Annotated in this window: 16 protein-coding genes; 13 read left to right on the top strand and 3 right to left on the bottom strand. The window is 48.4% G+C overall.

The window, feature by feature from the left end:
• Nucleotides 1-185 precede the first annotated feature (185 nt).
• Nucleotides 186-527, bottom strand: coding sequence for a YolD-like family protein (locus tag NLBNIHML_RS07345; RefSeq protein ID WP_339256301.1), 342 nt, complete (start codon nucleotides 525-527; stop codon nucleotides 186-188).
• Nucleotides 524-1,768 carry a DNA polymerase IV gene (locus NLBNIHML_RS07340; RefSeq protein WP_494354099.1) on the bottom strand — a complete coding sequence of 415 codons (1,245 nt, stop codon included), beginning with the start codon at nucleotides 1,766-1,768 and terminating at the stop codon, nucleotides 524-526. Before NLBNIHML_RS07340 ends, NLBNIHML_RS07345 begins: the two co-directional genes overlap by 4 nt.
• A gap of 853 nt (nucleotides 1,769-2,621) precedes the next feature.
• Between NLBNIHML_RS07340 and NLBNIHML_RS07335 the strand changes: the two genes are divergently transcribed.
• From NLBNIHML_RS07335 to NLBNIHML_RS07310, 6 genes are all read left to right on the top strand, one after another.
• Nucleotides 2,622-4,847 (top strand): hypothetical protein, encoded by a 2,226-nt coding sequence (locus NLBNIHML_RS07335; protein WP_494354098.1) that lies wholly within the window; start codon nucleotides 2,622-2,624, stop codon nucleotides 4,845-4,847.
• A gap of 26 nt (nucleotides 4,848-4,873) precedes the next feature.
• Nucleotides 4,874-6,082, top strand: a complete 1,209-nt coding sequence (locus NLBNIHML_RS07330) for a HEAT repeat domain-containing protein (RefSeq protein WP_342570617.1) — start codon at nucleotides 4,874-4,876, stop codon at nucleotides 6,080-6,082.
• A 22-nt stretch (nucleotides 6,083-6,104) separates the two neighbouring features.
• Nucleotides 6,105-7,505, top strand: a complete 1,401-nt coding sequence (locus NLBNIHML_RS07325; protein WP_339307069.1) for a glycosyltransferase family 2 protein — start codon at nucleotides 6,105-6,107, stop codon at nucleotides 7,503-7,505.
• Between the two features lie 285 nt (nucleotides 7,506-7,790).
• Nucleotides 7,791-8,594, top strand: coding sequence for a response regulator transcription factor (locus NLBNIHML_RS07320; RefSeq protein WP_342570616.1), 804 nt, complete (start codon nucleotides 7,791-7,793; stop codon nucleotides 8,592-8,594).
• A gap of 84 nt (nucleotides 8,595-8,678) precedes the next feature.
• Complete coding sequence (locus NLBNIHML_RS07315) at nucleotides 8,679-10,046, top strand: nucleotide sugar dehydrogenase (protein WP_339256293.1); 1,368 nt, start codon at nucleotides 8,679-8,681, stop codon at nucleotides 10,044-10,046.
• 8 nt (nucleotides 10,047-10,054) lie between these two features.
• Entirely contained in the window at nucleotides 10,055-10,978 is a 924-nt protein-coding gene (locus tag NLBNIHML_RS07310) for a hypothetical protein (RefSeq protein ID WP_494354097.1), read from the top strand.
• 321 nt (nucleotides 10,979-11,299) lie between these two features.
• On the opposite strand, the gene NLBNIHML_RS07305 is transcribed toward NLBNIHML_RS07310, so the two are convergent.
• Nucleotides 11,300-12,172, bottom strand: coding sequence for a helix-turn-helix transcriptional regulator (locus NLBNIHML_RS07305; RefSeq protein WP_494354096.1), 873 nt, complete (start codon nucleotides 12,170-12,172; stop codon nucleotides 11,300-11,302).
• Nucleotides 12,173-12,638: 466 nt separating this feature from the next.
• On the opposite strand from NLBNIHML_RS07305, the gene NLBNIHML_RS07300 reads away from it, so the two are divergent.
• From NLBNIHML_RS07300 to NLBNIHML_RS07270, 7 genes are all read left to right on the top strand, one after another.
• Nucleotides 12,639-13,823 carry an LLM class flavin-dependent oxidoreductase gene (locus NLBNIHML_RS07300; protein ID WP_339261470.1) on the top strand — a complete coding sequence of 395 codons (1,185 nt, stop codon included), beginning with the start codon at nucleotides 12,639-12,641 and terminating at the stop codon, nucleotides 13,821-13,823.
• A gap of 216 nt (nucleotides 13,824-14,039) precedes the next feature.
• Nucleotides 14,040-15,314 carry an ABC transporter substrate-binding protein gene (locus tag NLBNIHML_RS07295; protein WP_339256283.1) on the top strand — a complete coding sequence of 425 codons (1,275 nt, stop codon included), beginning with the start codon at nucleotides 14,040-14,042 and terminating at the stop codon, nucleotides 15,312-15,314.
• A 3-nt stretch (nucleotides 15,315-15,317) separates the two neighbouring features.
• Nucleotides 15,318-16,190, top strand: a complete 873-nt coding sequence (locus NLBNIHML_RS07290; RefSeq protein ID WP_339235625.1) for a carbohydrate ABC transporter permease — start codon at nucleotides 15,318-15,320, stop codon at nucleotides 16,188-16,190.
• A gap of 143 nt (nucleotides 16,191-16,333) precedes the next feature.
• Nucleotides 16,334-17,149, top strand: a complete 816-nt coding sequence (locus NLBNIHML_RS07285) for a carbohydrate ABC transporter permease (RefSeq protein WP_494354095.1) — start codon at nucleotides 16,334-16,336, stop codon at nucleotides 17,147-17,149.
• 113 nt (nucleotides 17,150-17,262) lie between these two features.
• The gene (locus tag NLBNIHML_RS07280; protein WP_124116114.1) at nucleotides 17,263-18,480 is read left to right on the top strand and encodes an MFS transporter; all 1,218 of its coding nucleotides are present in this window, start codon (nucleotides 17,263-17,265) and stop codon (nucleotides 18,478-18,480) included.
• 724 nt (nucleotides 18,481-19,204) lie between these two features.
• The gene (locus NLBNIHML_RS07275; RefSeq protein ID WP_124116443.1) at nucleotides 19,205-19,831 is read left to right on the top strand and encodes a cell wall hydrolase; all 627 of its coding nucleotides are present in this window, start codon (nucleotides 19,205-19,207) and stop codon (nucleotides 19,829-19,831) included.
• Nucleotides 19,832-20,112: 281 nt separating this feature from the next.
• The gene (locus NLBNIHML_RS07270; RefSeq protein ID WP_494354094.1) at nucleotides 20,113-20,787 is read left to right on the top strand and encodes a hypothetical protein; all 675 of its coding nucleotides are present in this window, start codon (nucleotides 20,113-20,115) and stop codon (nucleotides 20,785-20,787) included.
• The last annotated feature ends 176 nt before the right edge of the window (nucleotides 20,788-20,963 follow it).

The following is a 20,963-nucleotide window of genomic DNA, read 5'->3' as shown; positions in this document are numbered from 1 at the left end:
TTATATGTAGCCGATGAATCACGTATCCGATATTTTACTTCTTTTGAACGAAGTGAATGGCCTGGGTATGTTTCGTCGGCTGCTTTTGGTATTCATCAGGATGTGTAGGAAGACAGTCCTGAATGTAACGACTAAGGTGCACCTATCATGGAGAATCCACAACACTGGGGTAGGTATAAACGCCCTCAGTCATCGGCTAGGGCCACATCTGTAATGAGGTTCATCTGAATATCCCGGGACCCATCTTCCATCCGTAGTCTGAGGGTACGGGCAGGACGGTCCAGCCGAAGCACCTGTCCCGTGTAACGGATATCGTCATGTTCGTGAAACAACGTAATGGTGACTCTATCTCCAAGCATCATCGAGTTGCTGAGCAGACGGGACATTTCTTCCGCGGCCTGGGCATCCAGAGATGGGCGGGTACGAGGAGCAAGTTGTTCCTGATGAAGAATGTAGGCTTCCCGGTGTTCGGGGAGCATCATGCGTGAGGATTCGAAGATACCGTTTTGCTGCAGTTTTTTACTCATTTATAATGACCTCCAATTTTATGAGAACGTTCATGGGCTTGCGCGGACGAGCAGAGGGAGGATGCCCGCATAATGGCAGTATCTCCGTACCTGCGCTTGATATCATCTGTCGCACGTTCCAGTTCTCTTTTGCGTTCACGGTCATCGAACCAGGACAGCTGAACTTCAGAATCGGGTACAAGTCCGGTCAGTGACACGCTGATGCGGCGGATGGGTAGTCCGTCCCAATGGCGCAGGAACAGCGCTGCTGCCGCATCGTATACTTCGTCCGTAATGTTGGTGGGTTCATTGACCTTCATCTGACGGGAGAATCCGGTTGGTCGATCATAATCCTGTCCGCGACATGCAACTGAGACCACATGGCCCATAAGTGATTTGTCCCGGGAACGTCGACTGACGAGTTCGGCCAGTTCAAGCAGGACCACTTTGATATCTTCCCACGAGTCATAGTCCCGGGGCAGCGTCATCTGATGTCCAATTCCCTGCTGCTGATTAGCATATGTCCCGGGTTTGACCGGGGAATCATCCATACCGCGAGCGATACGCCATAGTACCTCGCCATTCACACCCCAACGTTCTCTGAGTCGGGACAGTGGGGTCTGGGCCAGATCACCGATCGTATGGACCCCCATCTTGTAGAGATGCTGCGCCATGCGGGAACCGACCATGAACATGTCTCGTATAGGCTTCTTCCAGATGGTTGTTGGCAGGTCTTTGCGGGGCAGCGTGCAGATGCCTCCTGGGACTTTTTTGGCATACAAGTCACAGGCCATCTTGCTAACGACCTTGGTATCACTGATGCCGATCCGAATGTATACACCCGTCTCCTCCATCACCCTGGATTGTATGCTGCGAGCAATCGTCTCGGGGCTGCCGAACAGTTCCAGACTTCCGGTTACATCGAGAAACTGTTCATCAATACTATAGGGCTCTACCAGATCGGTGTAAGACTGAAGGATGCGTGTAATATGAAGGGACACCCGAATGTACTCAGCCATCCGAGGGCGGACAACCACGACATCCGGACATTTGGCGAGTGCTTCGCCTAGTCGTTCTGCTGTCGTAATTCCATAGGACTTGGCGAGTGGACAGGCTGCGAGAATAATACCCGAGCGACGGGCCGGGTCTCCCGCGACTACGAGGGGGAGGTCCTTGTATTCGGGATGTGCAGACTTCTCCACACTGGCGTAGAATGACTGGCAGTCAGCCAGCATGATGACACGTCTGTCTTGGCGGGACATAAGACTTCTCTCCTTATTCGTGATGCGGTACTCTGTTCACCATGGATTATCTTCATTTGAATATCGTTATTTAACATTTAATTCACAGTTTGGAACAAGTGTTCTTGTTTTATAAGCATATCTGACAATTTAAAATGCGGCAACCGGAATTATTTTGCAAATTGGACACAATTGCCCTAAGACCATATTAGAGTCAGAAATTAGGAAATAAGATGCACTTTTTTACATTTAATGTGAGAGATCCGTGACTTGAGGGTGATGACCGGGCGTTCATTTCGCTTTTTGTAAAAGGGTTATAAATGGGTACAGTCCTATAGAGGGGGACTGATGTCCTTTTTTGGTTTTCTGCACTTTTCAGAAAACCTTGATGTGACGCGGAATATCGCTGATGCGTTATCAGACTATAGTATCAATTTTGTAATCTTTATGGTTAATACTGTAAAAACGTCCGCAACTTTAAAATATAACTCGCGTTTAATGGGGTATGCGTTCTAACGGCAAACGTTGCCTGTACCCGCGTTGCACATAACAATAAAGGTTCCAGAATTGCAAGATCAGCACGGTATCCAAACCATGCGATTCAAGCAGATATTAGTGTTCAGGAATCAGATGTACCCTGAAGGCTTTCGGGTACCCGTTGATGGCGCTTTTTACGAATCATGGGCAGAATGTTCCATTTCATGTTTGCTTCCATCAGCCTAGTTACAAATGCAGAGTCTTAGCGCTATAGTGAGAACTACACCGCTGACATCTCTACCAAGCGGACATCCGAAGCGGAATGATTCGTGCACTTCATGTTGGACCATTCGATGTTGAAGCAGGATGATATTAGAGAGGTGAGCAATCTAACGACATGAGCAGACAAAGACGAAGACGCTGGTTATTAACGGTGTTGACAGGCGCAGTGGTGGTTACCGGCGGGATATTTGCCGGATGGCACTATATGCAACCCAAGCTTGTTACGTACACAGCGGAGAACGGCACGGAAATGAAATTCAAGACCGATGGAGACCGGTTCATGGAATACGGGCCGGATGGAACGTGGAGGGAGATGTTCGTCAAAGGTGTCAATCTGGGCGCAACATCACCGGGGCATTACCCGGGAGAATTTCCGCTGACCAAAGAGGATTATTTGCGGTGGTTCCAACAGATCGAGGATCTGGGAGCCAATGTTATTCGGGTATACACGGTTCACGAACCGATTTTCTACACCGCATTGGTCGAATATAACCGTGGACGGGAGCAACCGTTATATTTTATACAGGGCATATGGTCACCTGAGGAAGAGTTGATTGAGAAACAGGATGCCTACGCCGCCCATATTGAGCAGACGTTCAAGCAGGAGATTGAAAAGGCCGTATCTGCTGTCTATGGCGATGCGGACATTCCGGCCAAGCAGGGAGAGTCCAGCGGCAAATACAAGACAAATGCAGGAAAATATCTGATGGCCTGGCATGTGGGTACGGAATGGGACCCGGCGATGGTAGACAATACAAACGAGAAACATGCGGACGTGCCGCAGTACAAGGGAGTTCATTTCTCGGCTACGCCAGAAGCATCACCGTTTGAGAACTGGCTCGCAGAGCTGCTGGATCATACGGCGGTACTGGAGAAGCAGTATGGATGGGAGCATCCGATGACCTTCACCAACTGGGTAACGACCGATGTGCTGGATCATCCCGGCGAGCCGCTGTATGAAGAGGATCTCGTCAGTGTGGATGCCCGGCATATTCAGCCTGAGGGGTGGCAGGGAGGTTATTTTGCAGCCTACCATGTGTACCCGTATTACCCGGATCTGTTCCATATTGATAAAACGCTCCAAACCATCAAGGATGAGAATGGCGAGTACAACACGTACAAAAGTTATCTGCGCAAACTCAAAGCCGAGTTTTCCGATATTCCTGTAATGGTTACAGAGTATGGCGTACCATCTTCTCTTGGTATTTCCCATCTGGGTATGGGAGGCCGGAATCAGGGTGGACATAACGAAGTAGAGCAGGGAGATATTGACGCGTCACTGACGCAGGATATCTATGATGAGGGATATTCGGGAGCCATTGTGTTCATGTGGCAGGATGAATGGTTCAAAAAAACATGGAACACGATGCCACTGGAAATTCCTGCTGATCGACGTGCATATTGGCTGAACGTGCTGACAAACGAGAAGATGTTTGGTCTGCTTGCCATGGACCCGGGGAAACAGGAACAGTTGACCATCGACGGATCACTGGATGACTGGGATGATCTGAAGGATGAAGAAGTTACGACCTGGCAGGGCCAAGTGGACGGCATCCAAGAAATGAAGATGACCCATGATGAAGCTTATCTGTATATTGGGCTGACCTTGGATCAACCTTTTGACCCGAAACAGACGGTGCTGCGAATCGGGACTGATACACTTGCTGGAGGCAGTCAGCCTGATAAGTTACTCCCGGGCCGAACGCTCAGTGATGGTCTTGAGACGGTGATTACACTGGGGCAGGATGAAGAATCTCAGGTGGAGATTGCCAAGGATTATGACTTCAATCAGCGCCTGTACGGCAAGGAAGGATACGACATGCTGCCAGATCAACAGTCAGACACCGCAGATCCGTTCCACCCATGGAATCTGGCAGTCAGCCTGAGGATGACACCGCCGGATACCCGATCTGCTCATCCATTCATGAATGAAAAGGTCGGAACTTTGAAACGGGGAACGACAGCTCCCGGTCAGTCCGACACGGATTCGTTAACGGCATGGCAGTATAACGGCAATCAGGTGGAGATGCGAATTCCCTGGATGTTACTTGGATTCGGTGATCCGAGTTCACTGCAAGCGATTGACTATGGACCGCTCAAGAATGAACGTGAGTTCTCCACAGTTGCTGTGGAAGGTGTCACCCTCATTCCATGGTTAACGGACCGCGCCACGAAGAAAGTATCTTGGCCTGGGGGTGAACAGACAACCCTGGATCTGAAGACTTTGCCGGTATATAGCTGGCAGCCTTGGGAGCAGGTGCAGTATAGTGAACGGCTGAAGCTTAGCTACGAAAAAATGAAGAAGAGCTACGAGAAAATTCCTAGTTTTCAGATCGAATAAATGAGTATAAAGGAGGACCTTTTCACATGTTTCCAAGTTTGGCTTTGGCCTATCTGTTTTTGTACATCTGTATCGCACTTGTTGTTGTAGGCGTCATCGTATTGTTTGCCATGAAAATGTCCCACAACGGCAAACGACGCAAGACGGCGTTCTATGAATTAAAACAGCGCGACTACTTCACTTATCTGCAAACGGCCTTAACCGAGAATAGCCCGCTGAGATTGCCACCAGGCAAGCTGGCTCCGCTGGAACGCAGAGTTATTCAGGACAGGCTGATTGAATGGATCGACCAGTTCAAGGGTGAATATCGCGACAAATTAATTGCACTATGCCGTGAAGCAGGATTTGTAGAGCATGATCTGAAGGAATTAGGCCGTCTGCGTTACGGTCGCCAGATTGATGCGGCTTATCGCTTGGGTGGCATGCGTTGTCCAGAAGCTGTTCCCGGCTTGATGGAATTGCTGAAGGATGAGAAGCCGGGGCCGATGGCCATTATGATTGGTCGCTCCATCGCAAGATGTACAACCCGGCAAGGGGAACTAAAAGACATGCTGGCGTTGCTGTTGAACAAAGGCAAGTCCATTCACCATCTTGCAGCAGATATTCTGCTTGAAACCAGTCTGGATACCAGCAGAATTCTAATCGAATTGCTGGAAGATCGGAATCCGGATTTTGTCAAAGTCGGACTCGTTGCGATGTGGGGACAGGCTGTGCCTGAAGTCATGCCTGCACTGGACAGACTTGTAGGAGCCGAACATCAGGATGTACGTGCCGAGGCGGTGAAGCTGTATCTTAGCGCAAGTCCGGCACTGCGGGATGAGACGATTCTGAAGCTGATTCAGGACACTGACCCGGAAGTTCGTGCCGAAGTGGTGCAAGCACTCGGTTCGAAGCATGCATCGGGTAGTATTCCACTGCTGCGCAAAGCGCTGCGGGATGAAGACTGGAGAGTTCGTTATAACAGTGCGGAGAGTCTGAGTAAGCTTGGCGAACCGGGATTTGAAGCGCTGTGTCAGGCTGCGGTACAAGGAACAGGTGCTGAACGCGAGATTGCGATGCAGCAGATCGAGAGTACCATGCAGCACACGAGAACCGATGACAGAGCTGTAGAGCAGATGATTGCTCATAACAAAAAAAGACTGCTGTACGATCGTTATTTTGGGCCTGTACGGGAGAACAGAACCAGCAAGAAACGCACAGGTGTCGCTACGGTAGGAGGGGATTACACTGCTTAGGGATCTATTATTAATCTACGGCATGGTCGCAATCTACTATGTTGTTTTCGTCAATACGCTCTATTTTTCCATCCTGGCCTTATCGTTCCGTAACATCTGGACGATCTTCCGCCGGTCGCATTATTCCAAATATAATACCTTGTCAGGATCGGAACTGGTGCCTTCGGTTTCTCTGCTGGTACCGGCATACAACGAGGAACTGACGATTATTGAAAATGTGAACTGTCTGATGACGCTGAATTATCCAACTTATGAAGTAATCGTCGTTAATGACGGTTCCAGTGACTCCACACTGAAGATTTTGCTGGATGAATACCGCCTGAAGCCGGTACCCAATACGAAGATTCGGGGCAAGATCGCCTGTCAGAAAATTCGCGGGATTTACCATAATCCGGAGTTCCCTGATCTGTATGTCATTGACAAGGAAAATGGCGGGAAGGCAGATTCCCTCAATGCAGGAATCAACTTGTCTCATTATCCGCTGATCTCTTCCATTGACGCCGATTCATTGCTGGAGAAGGATGCTCTGATCCGCATGGCACGCATGTATATGGAGAATCCGGAAGAGACAGTAGCCATCGGGGGAGATGTACGGATCGCCAATGGCTGCAAAATCGAAAACGGGGCAGTGCAAGATGTATCGCTGCCGCGCAAAATCTGGCCCATGTTCCAGTCGATTGAATATCTCAAAGCCTTCCTGGGCGGACGGATTGGTTGGAGTCATATGAACGGTCTGATCATTGTCTCCGGTGCTTTCGGCATGTTCCGTAAGGATGCTGTAATTGCCGTAGGTGGGTATCGGGATGGTTATCCCGGGGAAGACATGAACATCATTATCAAGCTGCACCGTTATATGCTGGAAAATAAATTGAAGTACCGGGTTGCCTTCTGTCCTGAGGCTGTTTGCTGGACACAAGCCCCCGATTCCTACCGGATCTTGTCCAGTCAGCGCAAGCGCTGGGGCCGTGGGAACCTGAAGAACATGCTGGAGAATCGAGGCATGCTGTTCAATCCCAAATACAAAGTGATGGGTATGGTAACGATGCCGTATAACGTCATTTTTGAAGCACTCAACCCGTATTTCCGAATTACCGGACTGCTAGCTCTCGCTGGATATGTCCTTCTGGATATGACCCAGTGGCCAATCCTGCTTCTGTTCGGACTATTGAACTTCGTGAGTGGTTATCTGCTGAGTGTAGGCGCACTTGTCCTGGAGGAGATTGCTTTCAAGCGTTACAACAAACTCTCCGATCTGGTCAAAATGCTGGTCTACTCCGCGCTGAAATTCGTGGGTTACCATCAGCTGGGCGTACTGTGGAGATTGCAGGGACATGTGCAGTTCCTGCAAAACAACAACTCATGGGGGACCATGACACGTCAAAGCTGGTCCGAGGATGAGAAGAAAACAAGCGAAGCCGCTTAAGTACAGAGATCATGGTAATACAGTAACAGCAATATAGATGTTCAACTAAATATTTACACGATAACGGAGAGGACAGAAATAACCTGATGAAGCGAAGCGTGCGCCTAAAAGCTTTTTGAAAGAAAGCTGCATCGAAAGCATATGTAATCCCCGGATTTCCCCTTGTTAAAAGGAATCGAAAAATCTGGGATAACAGCGATCAAAAGGTTGTTCTGTCATTGGAGTGTCAGTGTAAATAACATTTTGAACATGTATAGATAATCGAGGAGAAGGGTGGAAAAGAACATGCCAAATACGGCGACATTGCAGCGTGAGGCTGCCGTTAATGTGTACCGAAGTGTAGAACAGGGATTAAAGGAAACGGGTGCCGAAACATGCGGCTTAATGTTCATCCATTGTGCAGGACACGCTCAACCTGAGCAGCAGGTCAGGACACATCTGGAACAGACGAGCGAGTCTGCCTTCCAGGTGTGGAAGGATGGGGCGACACAGGCGATTGCCGTCCTGCTGCCGGGGTTGTCACTGGATGAGGTTCATTATAAAGGACTTCGGATCAAGCATGAGCTTCAAGAGACCGTACCTGGTGCCGATCCACAGATCACACTGGCCAGTTTTGCAGAGGGTGAGCGCCCTTCGAAAGCAACCATTCAGCATATGGCTGAATCCTCGAAGCTCGTAGATTCGTCGGAGATTCATATCTACACGCTGGACAATACAGCGGACGAGCCGGAACGCATTTTGATTGTGGACAACGATCCTACGGTACGGGAATTCCTGCAGTTGCGTTTGAAAATGCAGGGATACGAAACCTATGAGGCTGTAGATGGACTGGCTGCACTGGACTTGATCGAGAAAGTCACACCGGACTTGGTGCTCACTGAACTGAATCTGTATGGCATCGACGGTCTGCCGTTCATTCATCATATTCAGAATCTGGAGATGGAGCAACCGCCCAAAATTGTCGTGTTGACCGAGCAACGTGTTGAGCAAACGATCAGTCAATGCTTCCGCAGCGGGGTCGATGATTACATGACCAAACCGTTCTCGCCCGTAGAGCTGGATGCCCGAATCAGACGCTGCCTGCATTAGAAGATAAAAAAGAGCAACAGACAGATAACCATCTATTTACATGGATTTGAAGCACCATCAAATACACTACCCGGAGGGAATATCATGGAGAATCAACAATTCCACACATTACTGAATGCGATTGAAAATAAAGAAGCTGTACTCGGCGTTGTCGGGCTCGGTTACGTAGGACTTCCACTTGCCGTGGAAATGGTCAATCAAGGTTTCACGGTAATCGGAATTGATCTGGATGCGTCCAAAGTAGAGAGTATCTATCAAGGGGATTCCTATATTCACGATATTTCGTCCGATGAGTTGAAAAAAGTAATGCAAAGCGGTCGCTTCCAGCCAACGACAGATTACAGCATGCTGCGCGTCATTGACGCACTCAGCATCTGTGTACCGACACCGCTCAGTGAGAATCAGGACCCGGATACATCTTACATCGAGACGGTTGTAGATCAGATCAAACTGCATATGAAACCAGGCATGCTGATTACGTTGGAGAGCACCACGTATCCAGGTACCACCGAGGAACTGATCCAGGATGAGTTGGATAAAATTGGACATGAAGCAGGCAAAGACTACTTCCTGTGCTTCTCGCCTGAGCGCGTAGACCCGTCCAACGGACGTTTTACAACGTTCAATACACCGAAAGTGATCGGGGGCACAACCGAAGCTTGCCTGAAACTTGGAACCGCACTGTATGGCAAGTATGTAGAGACCGTAGTACCGGTATCTTCGCCAAAAGTGGCTGAAATGTCCAAACTGCTGGAGAACACATTCCGCAGTGTAAACATTGCCTTTGTGAATGAAATGGCGATGATGTGCGACCGCATGGGCATCGATATCTGGGAAGTAATTGATGCGGCAGCAACGAAACCATTTGGTTTCATGCCATTTTATCCAGGGCCAGGGATCGGTGGACACTGCATCCCGCTTGATCCGATGTACCTGTCGTGGAAAGCCAAAGGTTTCCGTTTCTATAGCAAATTCATAGAACTGGCGCAATCGACCAATGACAACATGCCATATTATGTGTTGAACAAAACGTCAACGATTCTGAACGAATACGCGAAATCTGTACGTAAATCCAATATCCTGCTGCTCGGTATGTCATACAAACCGAATATTGCCGACCTGCGTGAATCACCAGGACTGGAAGTATATGAACTGTTCAAGGAAAGTGGAGCCAACGTAAGCTACTATGATCCACACGCGGATTCCTTCAAGGACAAGCATGGGGAGACGGTACACAGCGAAGCGTTCAATCTGGAACAGTTCAAGAAATACGATTGCATCGTGTTGATCACCAACCACAGCGATTTGCCTTACTTTGATATTGCCGAGATGGGTGTGCCGATTCTGGATACACGTAATGCATTCCGTTCGTACACACATCCGCACATCTACAAAATTGGTCACTCGGTTCAGCATCCTGTGTTTGAACCAAGTGAAGCGTTGCTCGTCTGAGGAAATATATGAAGCAACGGGGCAAGCTGGTGGGGATGGCGAAATGGGCCATTCTGGCTGTGGTGTTGTGCCTGCTGCTTCTGTCCTGGATGTTCAAATGGTTCTCGGCGGAGGAACACAAAGCGACCTGGCTGTGGGACGCGTCCATTATTGCGGAACAGGCCCCTGAGATTATTGCCTTTTCCAAAGAGCAGGGTGTGGATACCATCTTCCTGCAAATCCAGGATGAGGTGCCTGATGCAACATACCGCAAATTCATTGCGGCTGCCCGGCAGGCTGAGATTGAAGTGCATGGACTTAACGGCCATGCAGACTGGGCCTATGAGCAGAAGCGGGATGAAGGACTTGCTTTTATCGAGCGAGTGAGAGCCTACAATGCAGCTTCTGCCAAAAATGAACGTTTCCAAGGTATTCAACTGGATGTGGAGCCGTATCAGCTGAAACGCTGGGAGGACGAAGAGAGCAGCGTCATTGCGGAGTGGAGCGACAACATGAAGGCTTGGACGAAAGCGGGAGAGGCCGCGGGATTGTACATGAGCGCTGCCATTCCGTTCTGGCTTGATGCCCGTCAGTCGGCGGAAGGTGAGGGTACATTCAGTCGCTGGGTTATCTCCCACTTCGATGCAGTGGCGATTATGGCTTATCGGGATAGCGGGCAGCAGATGTATGATCTGTCCAAGGAAGAACTGGACGAAGCGGATGATCTCGGCAAAAAAGTCTGGATTGGCGCAGAACTTGCGGATACACACGAAGGGGATCACCTGACCTTTTTCCGTAAACCCGTTAGCAACATGAATGAAGAAATGGCCAAGGTGTTCGATCTCGGTTCTTCCCATTCCTCTTTTGCAGGTGTGGCTGTGCATCATTATGAAGCATGGTATGCGAAGGAGAATGGTATTCCACTTGCGCGTAAGGATGAGAAAAAGGAATAGCGTTACGTCAGTGAAAAGTCCCTGATTCCTGCATGATACTTGAATCAAACTATAGTATAGAAAGAAGGCAAGTCCCAGGTAGATGGGGCTTGCCTTTTTTGGTGATGGATTAAGCAATGGGTTTTGCAGCACTATGATGTACAAGAGTGCTGCAAAATCCACTGTAATTCTCATCTAACAAGGCTGTTTCGATTTTATGGAAAGCTTCTTCGAAGTCCTTTTGTGCACGTTGTTCGGTAAAGGGGACATTGTACACAAGCGCATACAAGGCGTGGTACACGTGGCTTAATTTTATAGGTTGGGGAGCGGAAGGTCGCTCCCTTACTGTTTCGTGTTTTCTGTGGTCCGATAGCGATTGGGTGGCAGTCCAACCTGCTTTTTGAACGCTTTGGAGAAGGAGAACAAGTCGGGATAACCCACGGAATGAGCCACTTCAGTTAAACTTAGCGGCGTCTGCACGAGTAGACGTTTGGCTTGATTCATTTTTAATTGCTGGATGTATTGTACGGGGGACAGACCATAGGCTTTGCGGAACTGTTTGGCAAAATGGGTTCGATCCACACCCGCATGAGCGGACACACCTTCCACGGAGATGCCACCTGCAAAATGAATATCCATGTATTCCTTGCCTTTCTGGAGCCAAGGTGTGGCTGAATCCGGTTGCAACCCTTTGGTTGCAGGGGAACGCGCTATCCGGTCAAAGAGGCTTAGAAACCGGGTGAGTCGTCCCAGATCGCTCGCTCCATCCTGCGGTTTACGAACATCCTCCATGAACGAGCGCATGGCACTTGCAGTCTCCGGTGTTAATACACCTGACCGATACGGTGAGTCGGGTGTAAGTCCGATTCGAGACAACAGTTCGGGTGCATATGCACCGTCAAATGCAATAAATATTTTCTGCAACGTATGCTCCGGGTCTGTCCAGTACTCATGCGTAACATGGGGAAACAGACAGAAGGCATCCCTGGCACGAAGGGAATGACGCTGTCCATCCTGTATGAATGTACCTTCCCCCTCTAGCACAAACAGCAAATAATGATACGGTGTGGTACGCGGGCCAATATGATAGTTGGTTTTGACTATATTACGGCCAATGCGAATCGGCCAGGCGCCACCAGCTTTCTCGAATTCAGATGGAGTGAAGAAAATAATATCCAAAAACTCATGGTGGTCCTCCTTCATGCTCTCGGTCATTAGGAACACCTCTTTAATGTATATAAGTATCGTTTGTAAATCCTAAAAGTTTCACTTATAACCTATTATACAGGTGGGTTTTATACATATTCAAGATCAGCAAGACCTAAATCTGAGAAAAGACCACAAAATGACAAAATGAAATTGCCGCGAAATGACATTGCTCACAGACAAATCAATTGATATGATGTCCATACCTATTAAACCAAGTTAATTAATCGGCATTTGATTCTGAATATGCCTAATAAATCAATTTAAAGAATGACACGACAACGGAGGGGACAGAAAGGACCTGAAGAAGCGAAGCGGGCGCCTTTGTCACCGGATTTCCCGATGAAAGGGGAATAAGAAGAAATCTGGGGACAAGAGTGCTCGAAAGGTTTTCTGTAACCGAAGTGCTTGAGTGAAACATTTTTAGAACAATTTATCATAGAAGGGATTGACTTTTGTGAGCGAACAAGAAGATATGAAGTTTGGATGGTTTTTGCCTACAGCAGGGGATGGTAAGTATGTGGGAGTTGCCCCGGAGCGGGAGCCGAGTCTGGATTATCTGATCGATGTAGCACAGACGGCGGAGAAGGCAGGATTCGAATTCGTACTAATTCCGACAGGGGGAGCCTGTCTGGACGCATGGGTGGTTGGCTCGGCAGTAATGAGTCACACGAAGACATTGCGTCCCCTTGTTGCCATTCGCCCGGGATTGGTTACACCCGTACTCGCTGCACGCATGGGAGCGGCACTGGATCAGCTCTCTGGTGGTCGCGCCATGATCAATGTAGTGACAGGCAGTTCGGTTCGGGATCTGGAGGAACTGGGAGATCCACTCGCACATGCGCATGATGAACGGTATGTTCGCGCGAGTGAGTATATGGAAGTCATGAAGCGTTCATGGACGCAATCAACGGGACTGAATCTGACGGAGTTTGCCGGAAGTGGCACACAATCAGGAGCTGATGCATCCAACGATCCCAATCCTGAATTCAACGGGCAGTATTATAATTTCAAAGGGCCGGTAGGCATGCCTGAGACGGTACAAAATCCGTATCCACCATTCTATCTGGGAGGAAGTTCACCGATTGCCAAGAAGGTGGCCGTTGAGCATGCAGATACGTTCCTCATGTGGGGCGAGCCTCATGACTGGATTCAGGAGCAGATCGAAGAGATTGAGGTCATTCGTCAGCAGGTAAAAGAGGAAACGGGACAAGATCGTCAGCTCCGTTACGGCATGCGTGCTCAGGTCCTCATTCGGGATACCGAAGAAGAAGCATGGGCAGCAGCATGGGAGATTATTAGCAAAGTACCACCAGAAGCGATCGAGAAAGCCAAAGCCGCTTTTGCCGAGACGGATGCAACCAACCAACGCAGACAGAACGAGTTACGGGAACTGTCCGAGAAGCAGCAGTTTGTCGTAGGTCCCAACCTGTGGACAGGCTTGTCCGTTGTGCGTTCCGGCGGTGCAATCCTCATTGTAGGTACAGCCGAACAGGTCGCAGAGCGCTTGATGGAATATGGAGATCTCGGCGTTACGACCTTCATTCTATCCGGCTACCCGCATCTGGAAGAGGCTGAAATCTTCGGACGGACCGTGATGCCGATCATTCGCGAGAAATGGAAAACAAGACAGAAGCAGCATTCATTTACTACTAACTAAATAGGTTCAACTAATCTTTTTATACGAAAACGGAGAGGACAGAAATAACGTGAAGAAGCGAAGCGTTCGCCTTTATCCCCGGATTTTTCCTTTTATAAAAGGGAATCAAATAAATCTGGGGATAACAGCGATCGGAAGGTTATTCTGTCATCGGAGTGCGCTCAGTATAAACATTCTTTAGTTAACATATTAATCATCCTCAGGAGGTCGTCTTTCATGAAAAAAAATAAAAAATTGATCCTGCCGCTCGTCAGTATGCTGGTGATGTCCATCCTGTTGTCAGCTTGCGGCGGTGGGGATAACGCGCCCTCTGGAGATAACGGCTCCTCAGGTTCAGGCAAGGTTACGATCAGCTTTATGCACTGGCGCGGAGAGGATTCCGAAGCACTCAACAAGACCATAGACGCATTTGAAAAAGAAAACCCGAACATCAACGTGGAGATGCAGACGCTTCCCTCCGATCAATATCAGTCCACTGTTCAATCCAAAATCAGTGACGGTTCGGTAGGGGATGTATTTGCATCCTTCCCGGGTGCACAATTCGAAGCTTTCACCAAAGCGGGTTTGTTCACGGACCTGAGCGGGTCATCGTTCCTTTCGGCTTACAATCCGAAGCTGATTGAAGCAGGACAGCATGATGGCAAGCAATATGCGATCCCGTATCAACTTGTATATAACGATCCAATCTACAATGTGAAACTGTTTGAAAAATACGGCTTGACGCCACCAACCGATTGGGAAGGCTTCTTGGCCCTTTGCCAGAAGCTGAAAGACAATGGCATCATTCCGATTGCCTTTGCCGGAGCGGACATTGGCCCAGGGCAATTCATGAATACAATGGTGATGAACAACGCACCAAGTGACGACATTTTTACCAAAGTAGAAGCGGGCGAAGCTAAACTCACAGATGAGTTTTGGGTGAAAACGTTGACTCAAATTAAGGAATTGAACGATAAAGGTTACTTCCAACAAGATGCACTGGGTACGAAAGACCCTGCTGCAGGCGCATTGTTCATTCAGGAAAAAGCAGCCATGCTGGCAAGTGGATCATATCAACTCGCTCAGAACAAACAGCAAAACCCGAATCTGGAGCAAAAACTACTCGCACCAATTACGGTAAGTGCAGATCAAGCGAAGTATGAAGGGGTGCATACCACTACATTCATGCTCGCGGTGAATAGCAAATCAAAACATCCGGAAGAAGCGAAGAAGTTCCTTGAATTTTTGAGCAATCCCGATGTAGCAAGTGACTACGCCAACCAGACGGGACAGAATGTAACGGTGAATGATGTGAAGTACGATACGCCTGAGCTTCAGGTAGCCGGAGAATGGGCAAGCAAAAAGACCGTGTTCCAGCCACGGTTCACCATCCTGAACGGAGATAATCAAAAAGCTGTAACCAACTCCATTCAGGCTGTGCTGAGCGGCACTTCTCCAGAAGAAGCAGCACAGCAGGCACAAGCGATCATTAATCAGCATATCGGGAAATAAACGATGAAGAATCGTATTCAGCTATCCCTGTTTTTGATCCCCGGGTTGCTGCTGTACGTGGCACTGTTCGTATTTCCTACATTGACGGGGCTGTTCTACTCCTTTACGGATTGGGACGGGGTATCCCCGTCGTATGCATTTGTAGGGCTGGATAATTACAAGGACAGTCTCAGCAGCATCGTATTCCGCAAAGCCTTTGGTAATAACGTGGAGTTCATGTTAACGGTAGTTATAGCACAAACCTTTATCTCACTTGTCCTGGCCCTGCTCCTGGTACGCAATACCAAGACACGCATTGTGCTTCGGGCATTATATTTCCTGCCTGCGATTCTGTCTTCCGTATCGGTCGGATTGATCTGGGCGTTCATGTATGATCCATCCATTGGATTGATCAACTATGGACTGAATGAAGCGGGCATGAGCAGCATCGCCCGTAACTGGATTGGAGATCCCAAGATCGCCATCTATTCCATCGCTGCGGTCCAAGTCTGGGCACATGCCGGACAGATGATGATCGTATTCATCGCGGGTCTGCAAGGCATCCCGGCAGAATTATATGAGGCGGCTCGTATGGACGGCGGCAGCAAATGGCAGGTATTCCGTACCGTGACCTGGCCGCTGCTGGCACCTTCGGCAACGATTGTTGTGGCCTATACGACCATTCAATCGTTCAAGGCCTTTGACCTCATTTTCACCATGACGGACGGAGGCCCGAACTACGCAACTGAAATTTTGACCACATATATCTATCATACCGCCTTTGGCAGCTATTCATTTGGTCTGGCTTCTGCCGGTTCGATGATCTTCCTGGTGCTGCTCGCGCTCTTGACGCTGTTGCAGTTCAAGGCACTTCGTGCCGACCGGGTAAGCTATTGAAGATTGGACGCGTGTTCGTGAGTATGTGAGCCGTGACTGAATGAGATGTAGAAGTATTTGTCGTTTCCGTTCCATCCGAACGGCGAACCTGAACGGCACCGAAGTTGACCTAATAGACTTAAAAAAGAAGGGAGGGAGTTTATATGGTTTTAAAATGGTTCAATCGACTGATCCTGTTGGTGTACGCGCTACTAATCCTTGTGCCGCTATATTTTGTATTTGTATCTTCGTTCAAAACAAGCAGCAACTTCTTCACCAGTCCATTCAGCTGGCCTGACCCGTTCACGTGGGATAACGTCATTGGAATGTTTCGCAATCAGCCGATGTGGCAATACTTCGGGAACAGTATGGTCGTAACGCTGGGAACGGTTGCGATTGAGCTGCTGCTGAGCAGTATGATTGCTTACGCCATTGTCCGCTGGGGCGGCAGCGTAGGCAAAATCGTATTTGCGCTGTTCGTGGCAGGCCTAATTGTTCCTTCCCAGGTGAGCATGCTGCCAATCTATTCCCTCACGCGGACGCTTGGATGGTCGGACAGTCTGACGGGCCTGATTGTCGTATCCGCCGCAATGCTGATGCCTGTTTCTGTGTTCATGCTGACAGGCTTCATGCGTATGCTCAATTCGGAGATTCTGGAAGCGGGCAGTATGGATGGAGCAAACGAATGGAGGCTCTATACCCGGATTGCACTGCCACTTGCTGCACCTTCGCTGGCGGCAACAGCGACGTTCCTGCTCGTCATGGTATGGAATGACTTGCTTATTCCGATGCTCATGCTCAGCAGTAAGTCCAAGCTGACTTTACCACTCGCACTGATGCAATTCCGTGGGGAGTATGTAACCAACTATCCGATGATGCTCACGGGTGTACTTGTCACTGCTATTCCGATGATTGTGCTGTTCCTGTTACTCCAGCGTTACTTCGTTGCAGGTCTGACAGCGGGTTCACTCAAGGGGTGAGGTATCGTAGAAATCGGAAGGAAAAGCTTATTTTGCATTGATTTCTGGAGCATTCTGCATAATAATGATTTAGTGTCAGAGTGACTACATAGAGATCAAGGGAGCTATAAGTGATGAGCAAACTGGAAGTATTGCGGAATCCCAAGCAGCGCAAGCTGCTGTTCAGTGCCGGTATGAGCTGGCTGTTTGATGCGATGGAAGTGGGTATGATCTCCTTTATCGTGGCTGCACTCGCCAAGGAATGGAGTCTCAGTCCCGGACAAGTCGGGGTGCTTACGAGTATTAACTCCATCGGTATGGCACTCGGTGCTTTGCTTGCAGGTGCACTTGCGGACCGTTTTGGACGGAAGGCCATTCTAATGTGGACCTTGTTAATCTTCACGATTGCAAGCGGTCTATCTGCATTAGCGACTGGATTTGCCGTATTGTGTGCACTACGTCTGGTTGCGGGTATTGGACTTGGCGGAGAGTTGCCTGTGGCATCCACACTGGTATCGGAGTCGATGCCTACAGCGGAACGTGGACGTGCCGTTGTATTATTGGAAAGTTTCTGGGCAGGGGGCTGGATTGTATCCGCGCTCATTGCCAACTTTGTCATCCCGGAGTACGGATGGAGAATTGCGTTTGCGATTGGTGCACTTCCGGCGTTCTATGCACTGTATCTGCGTCGTGCCATTCAGGACCCGCCGCGGTATAAGAATCATGCCAAGCTTCGTAAAATCACGTTCCGCGAGAAAGTGGCTACCGTCTGGTCAGCACCACATCGCCGTACAACGTTGATGCTCTGGATTTTGTGGTTTACCGTCATTTTCTCTTATTATGGCATGTTCCTATGGCTGCCTTCGGTTGTAATGGCGAAAGGATTTACGTTGGTTAAAAGCTTCCAGTACGTGCTGATCATGACGATCGCACAGTTACCAGGTTACTTCACCGCAGCGTACTTCATTGAACGTTACGGTCGCAAGTTCGTACTTGTTGTCTATCTTACGTTGACTGCGTGCAGTGCGATTGCGTTCGGACTGGCAACAACGGAAGCAACGATCCTGGCCGCAGGGATCTGCCTCTCGTTCTTCAACCTGGGAGCCTGGGGTGGTCTGTACGCCTACAGCCCGGAATTGTATCCAACTTCTGTTCGTTCGACAGGTGTGGGTCTTGCCACATCGGTAGGCCGGATCGGTGGCGTACTTGCTCCACTGATGGTCGGTATGTTGGTTCAGCGTGAAGTGGCAATCAGCCTGATTTTCACCATTTTCTTCGTGACAATCCTCATTGGCGCAGCGGCTGTGCTGTTCTGGGGCCGGGAAACGAAGGGACAAGAACTCGCCGAGTAATTGTCATTATATTCAAGCGCAACTTTTGTACGGGTCTGCCTGCCTACGGAAACGGGGGCTAGACAAGCGGTACAAGGTTGATACAAGAAGAGGTGTGACCCTGATACGACCATGGGCTCATGCCTTTTTTTGTTGTGTCCAAGACTCATTTTTACATGCTCCATCGGTCCGATAGACGGCACTTTTTCTATATCCTATAATGACACTCGGGATGTAGAGCCGTGAGGATTCAGGGGAAAGAAGTAGGATCTGGATTCAGAAAATGGAGGGTAACGAAAAGATGCAGACCAAGCGTGAAATGGATCAGATGCGTGAATTCAATGAAAACAATACGATGGGTGAAGCGACTCGTGCGAACAGCATAAATGGAAGCCACATCAACGTGATTGACATGGTGCGAGTACATGGAAATAACGACATACATGTAGCGTACCGCGATAATAACAGTAATGGACGTAGTGAGATAAACGAAATGTATGATGTGTATGTTGTGGATAAAATTAAACCTACGAAAGAGATGGAGGTCACTAATATTATGAATAACATGACGTATACGAAAAATATGGAGTACACGGGCAGTGAGGATGTACGGGTTAGAGCCGGTAGCACAAATGAGGGGTCTGATGTGCAGTTGAGTGCTGACTTCATAGAGCCTATCACCGTTAGCCGAAAAGTAACCCATCGGAGAGGGAGAAAGGCAGGCAAAAGAGCAGGACGAGTGGGTATGCTTCTCGGAACTTGTGCGATGGCTGTCGGGTTGACCGTAGCAGCGCCTTCTGCGGGAGCACAGAAGCTCGAACAGGGCGTTCGCAGTGAACATGTGCTGCAATTGCAGGAACAATTAAGTGACCTGGGGTATTTTGACGCGGGAATGACCGGTTATTATGGTTCGATTACCAAAAGCGCTGTCCGCGAGTTCCAGCAGGCGCAAGGACTGAGTGCGGATGGAGTTGCAGGTCCCGCAACGCTGAACAGGCTGAACAAAAAAGCCAAAGCGGAGGGCGAGACGCTGCGCCAGTTGGCGAAGCTGATTCATGGTGAAGCGCGTGGGGAGTCTTTTGAAGGACAGGTCGCTGTAGGAGCGGTTGTCTTAAACAGGGTGCATTCGGATGCATTTCCGTCGTCGATCTCCAAGGTCATTTTCCAGAAAGGGCAGTTCACGGCGGTTGACGATGGACAGTTTAATACAAAGCCGACGGCGACCTCTTATAAGGCAGCACGCAAAGCATTAAATGGCGTTGACCCGACGAATGGAGCGCTGTATTATTACAATCCGAAGATTGCCACTTCGGTATGGAGTAAGAGCAGGCCGACGTTGCTGACCATTGGGCAGCATGATTTTACGAGATGAGTATAAGTAGAGAGATGTAGTTTAATATTTGAGATAATAAGGGTGAACCTCGGTTGTACGCTGCTGAATGCAGTTCGTGCTACCGAGGTTTGTTTTATCTATAGGTTTAGTACCCAGGCGATAAAGAAGAAGTTTCTGTTCCTTAAGAACCAGAGTCGGATATGAGTTGATGCGTAGAACCGTAATTAGTGAGATATCTACAAAATGGATCTGAGGAACAAATCGAATAGGTTGGATCGAATGTGTTAGAATATAGGAATTATGGAAGTTGGAGGATCGAAATGGGAATACATAATAAGTTAAATCAAATTAGAGTTGAAAAACAATCAGCTACAAAACAAAATGTCCTTTCAATCGTAATTGTGATAACGATCGGGATAGTTTTAGGCTTAGCGGCAAAGCTTGTGGATACTCAGGGGATTAACCCTATATTTGATGATATCGGTGGACGTCTAGGTATTTGGATTTTTGTTGCCACACTCATATCAGTTTTTAGTTATTCTCCTAAACTAGCAGCAGCTAAAGTACTCTTCTTTTTTTTGTCGCTGCTAACCGTTTATTATGTATACACCGTGTTTTTCCTACATTTCTTTCCCATGAGAGAAATCGTTTTTTGGGGGATATGTGCAGTAGTATCTCCGGTGTGTGCTTATGTGATGTGGTATGCACGTGGAAATGGATGGGTATCTAGTTTAGTTTTATGCACTCCAATCACAGCTCTACTTTCCGAAGGGTATCAATTACGCGAAGCATACTTGCCGGAGCATACTCATTATTATTTGATTCCAATACTTATGGGAATATATCTAATCATGACTATTGTTTTATTATTTATTGTTCCTACGAGTAGACTTAAATATTTGATTATACTACCAATATCTTTAATATTATCTTTCATCATAATATATTTTAATATTCTAGGGAGATTATTCGGTGGCTTGAACGGAGTGTTATAGCTCACTTTGACAGATTGTCACAACAAGTGTGACATATCCTCTGAGAACGATTTTTAAACGATTTTACAAACATGTAGATCAGTACTGATGAATATGTTAGAACTTCATTTTTAGTACGAAATATCAGGGTTTCTTGAAACTCATGTTAATTCTCTATTTCGCTTAGATGTATTTAC

The organism is Paenibacillus sp. JNU01, assembly GCF_059130585.1.
The sequence above is the reverse complement of the archived record's forward strand: the minus strand, read 5'-3'. Positions and strand labels throughout refer to the sequence as shown.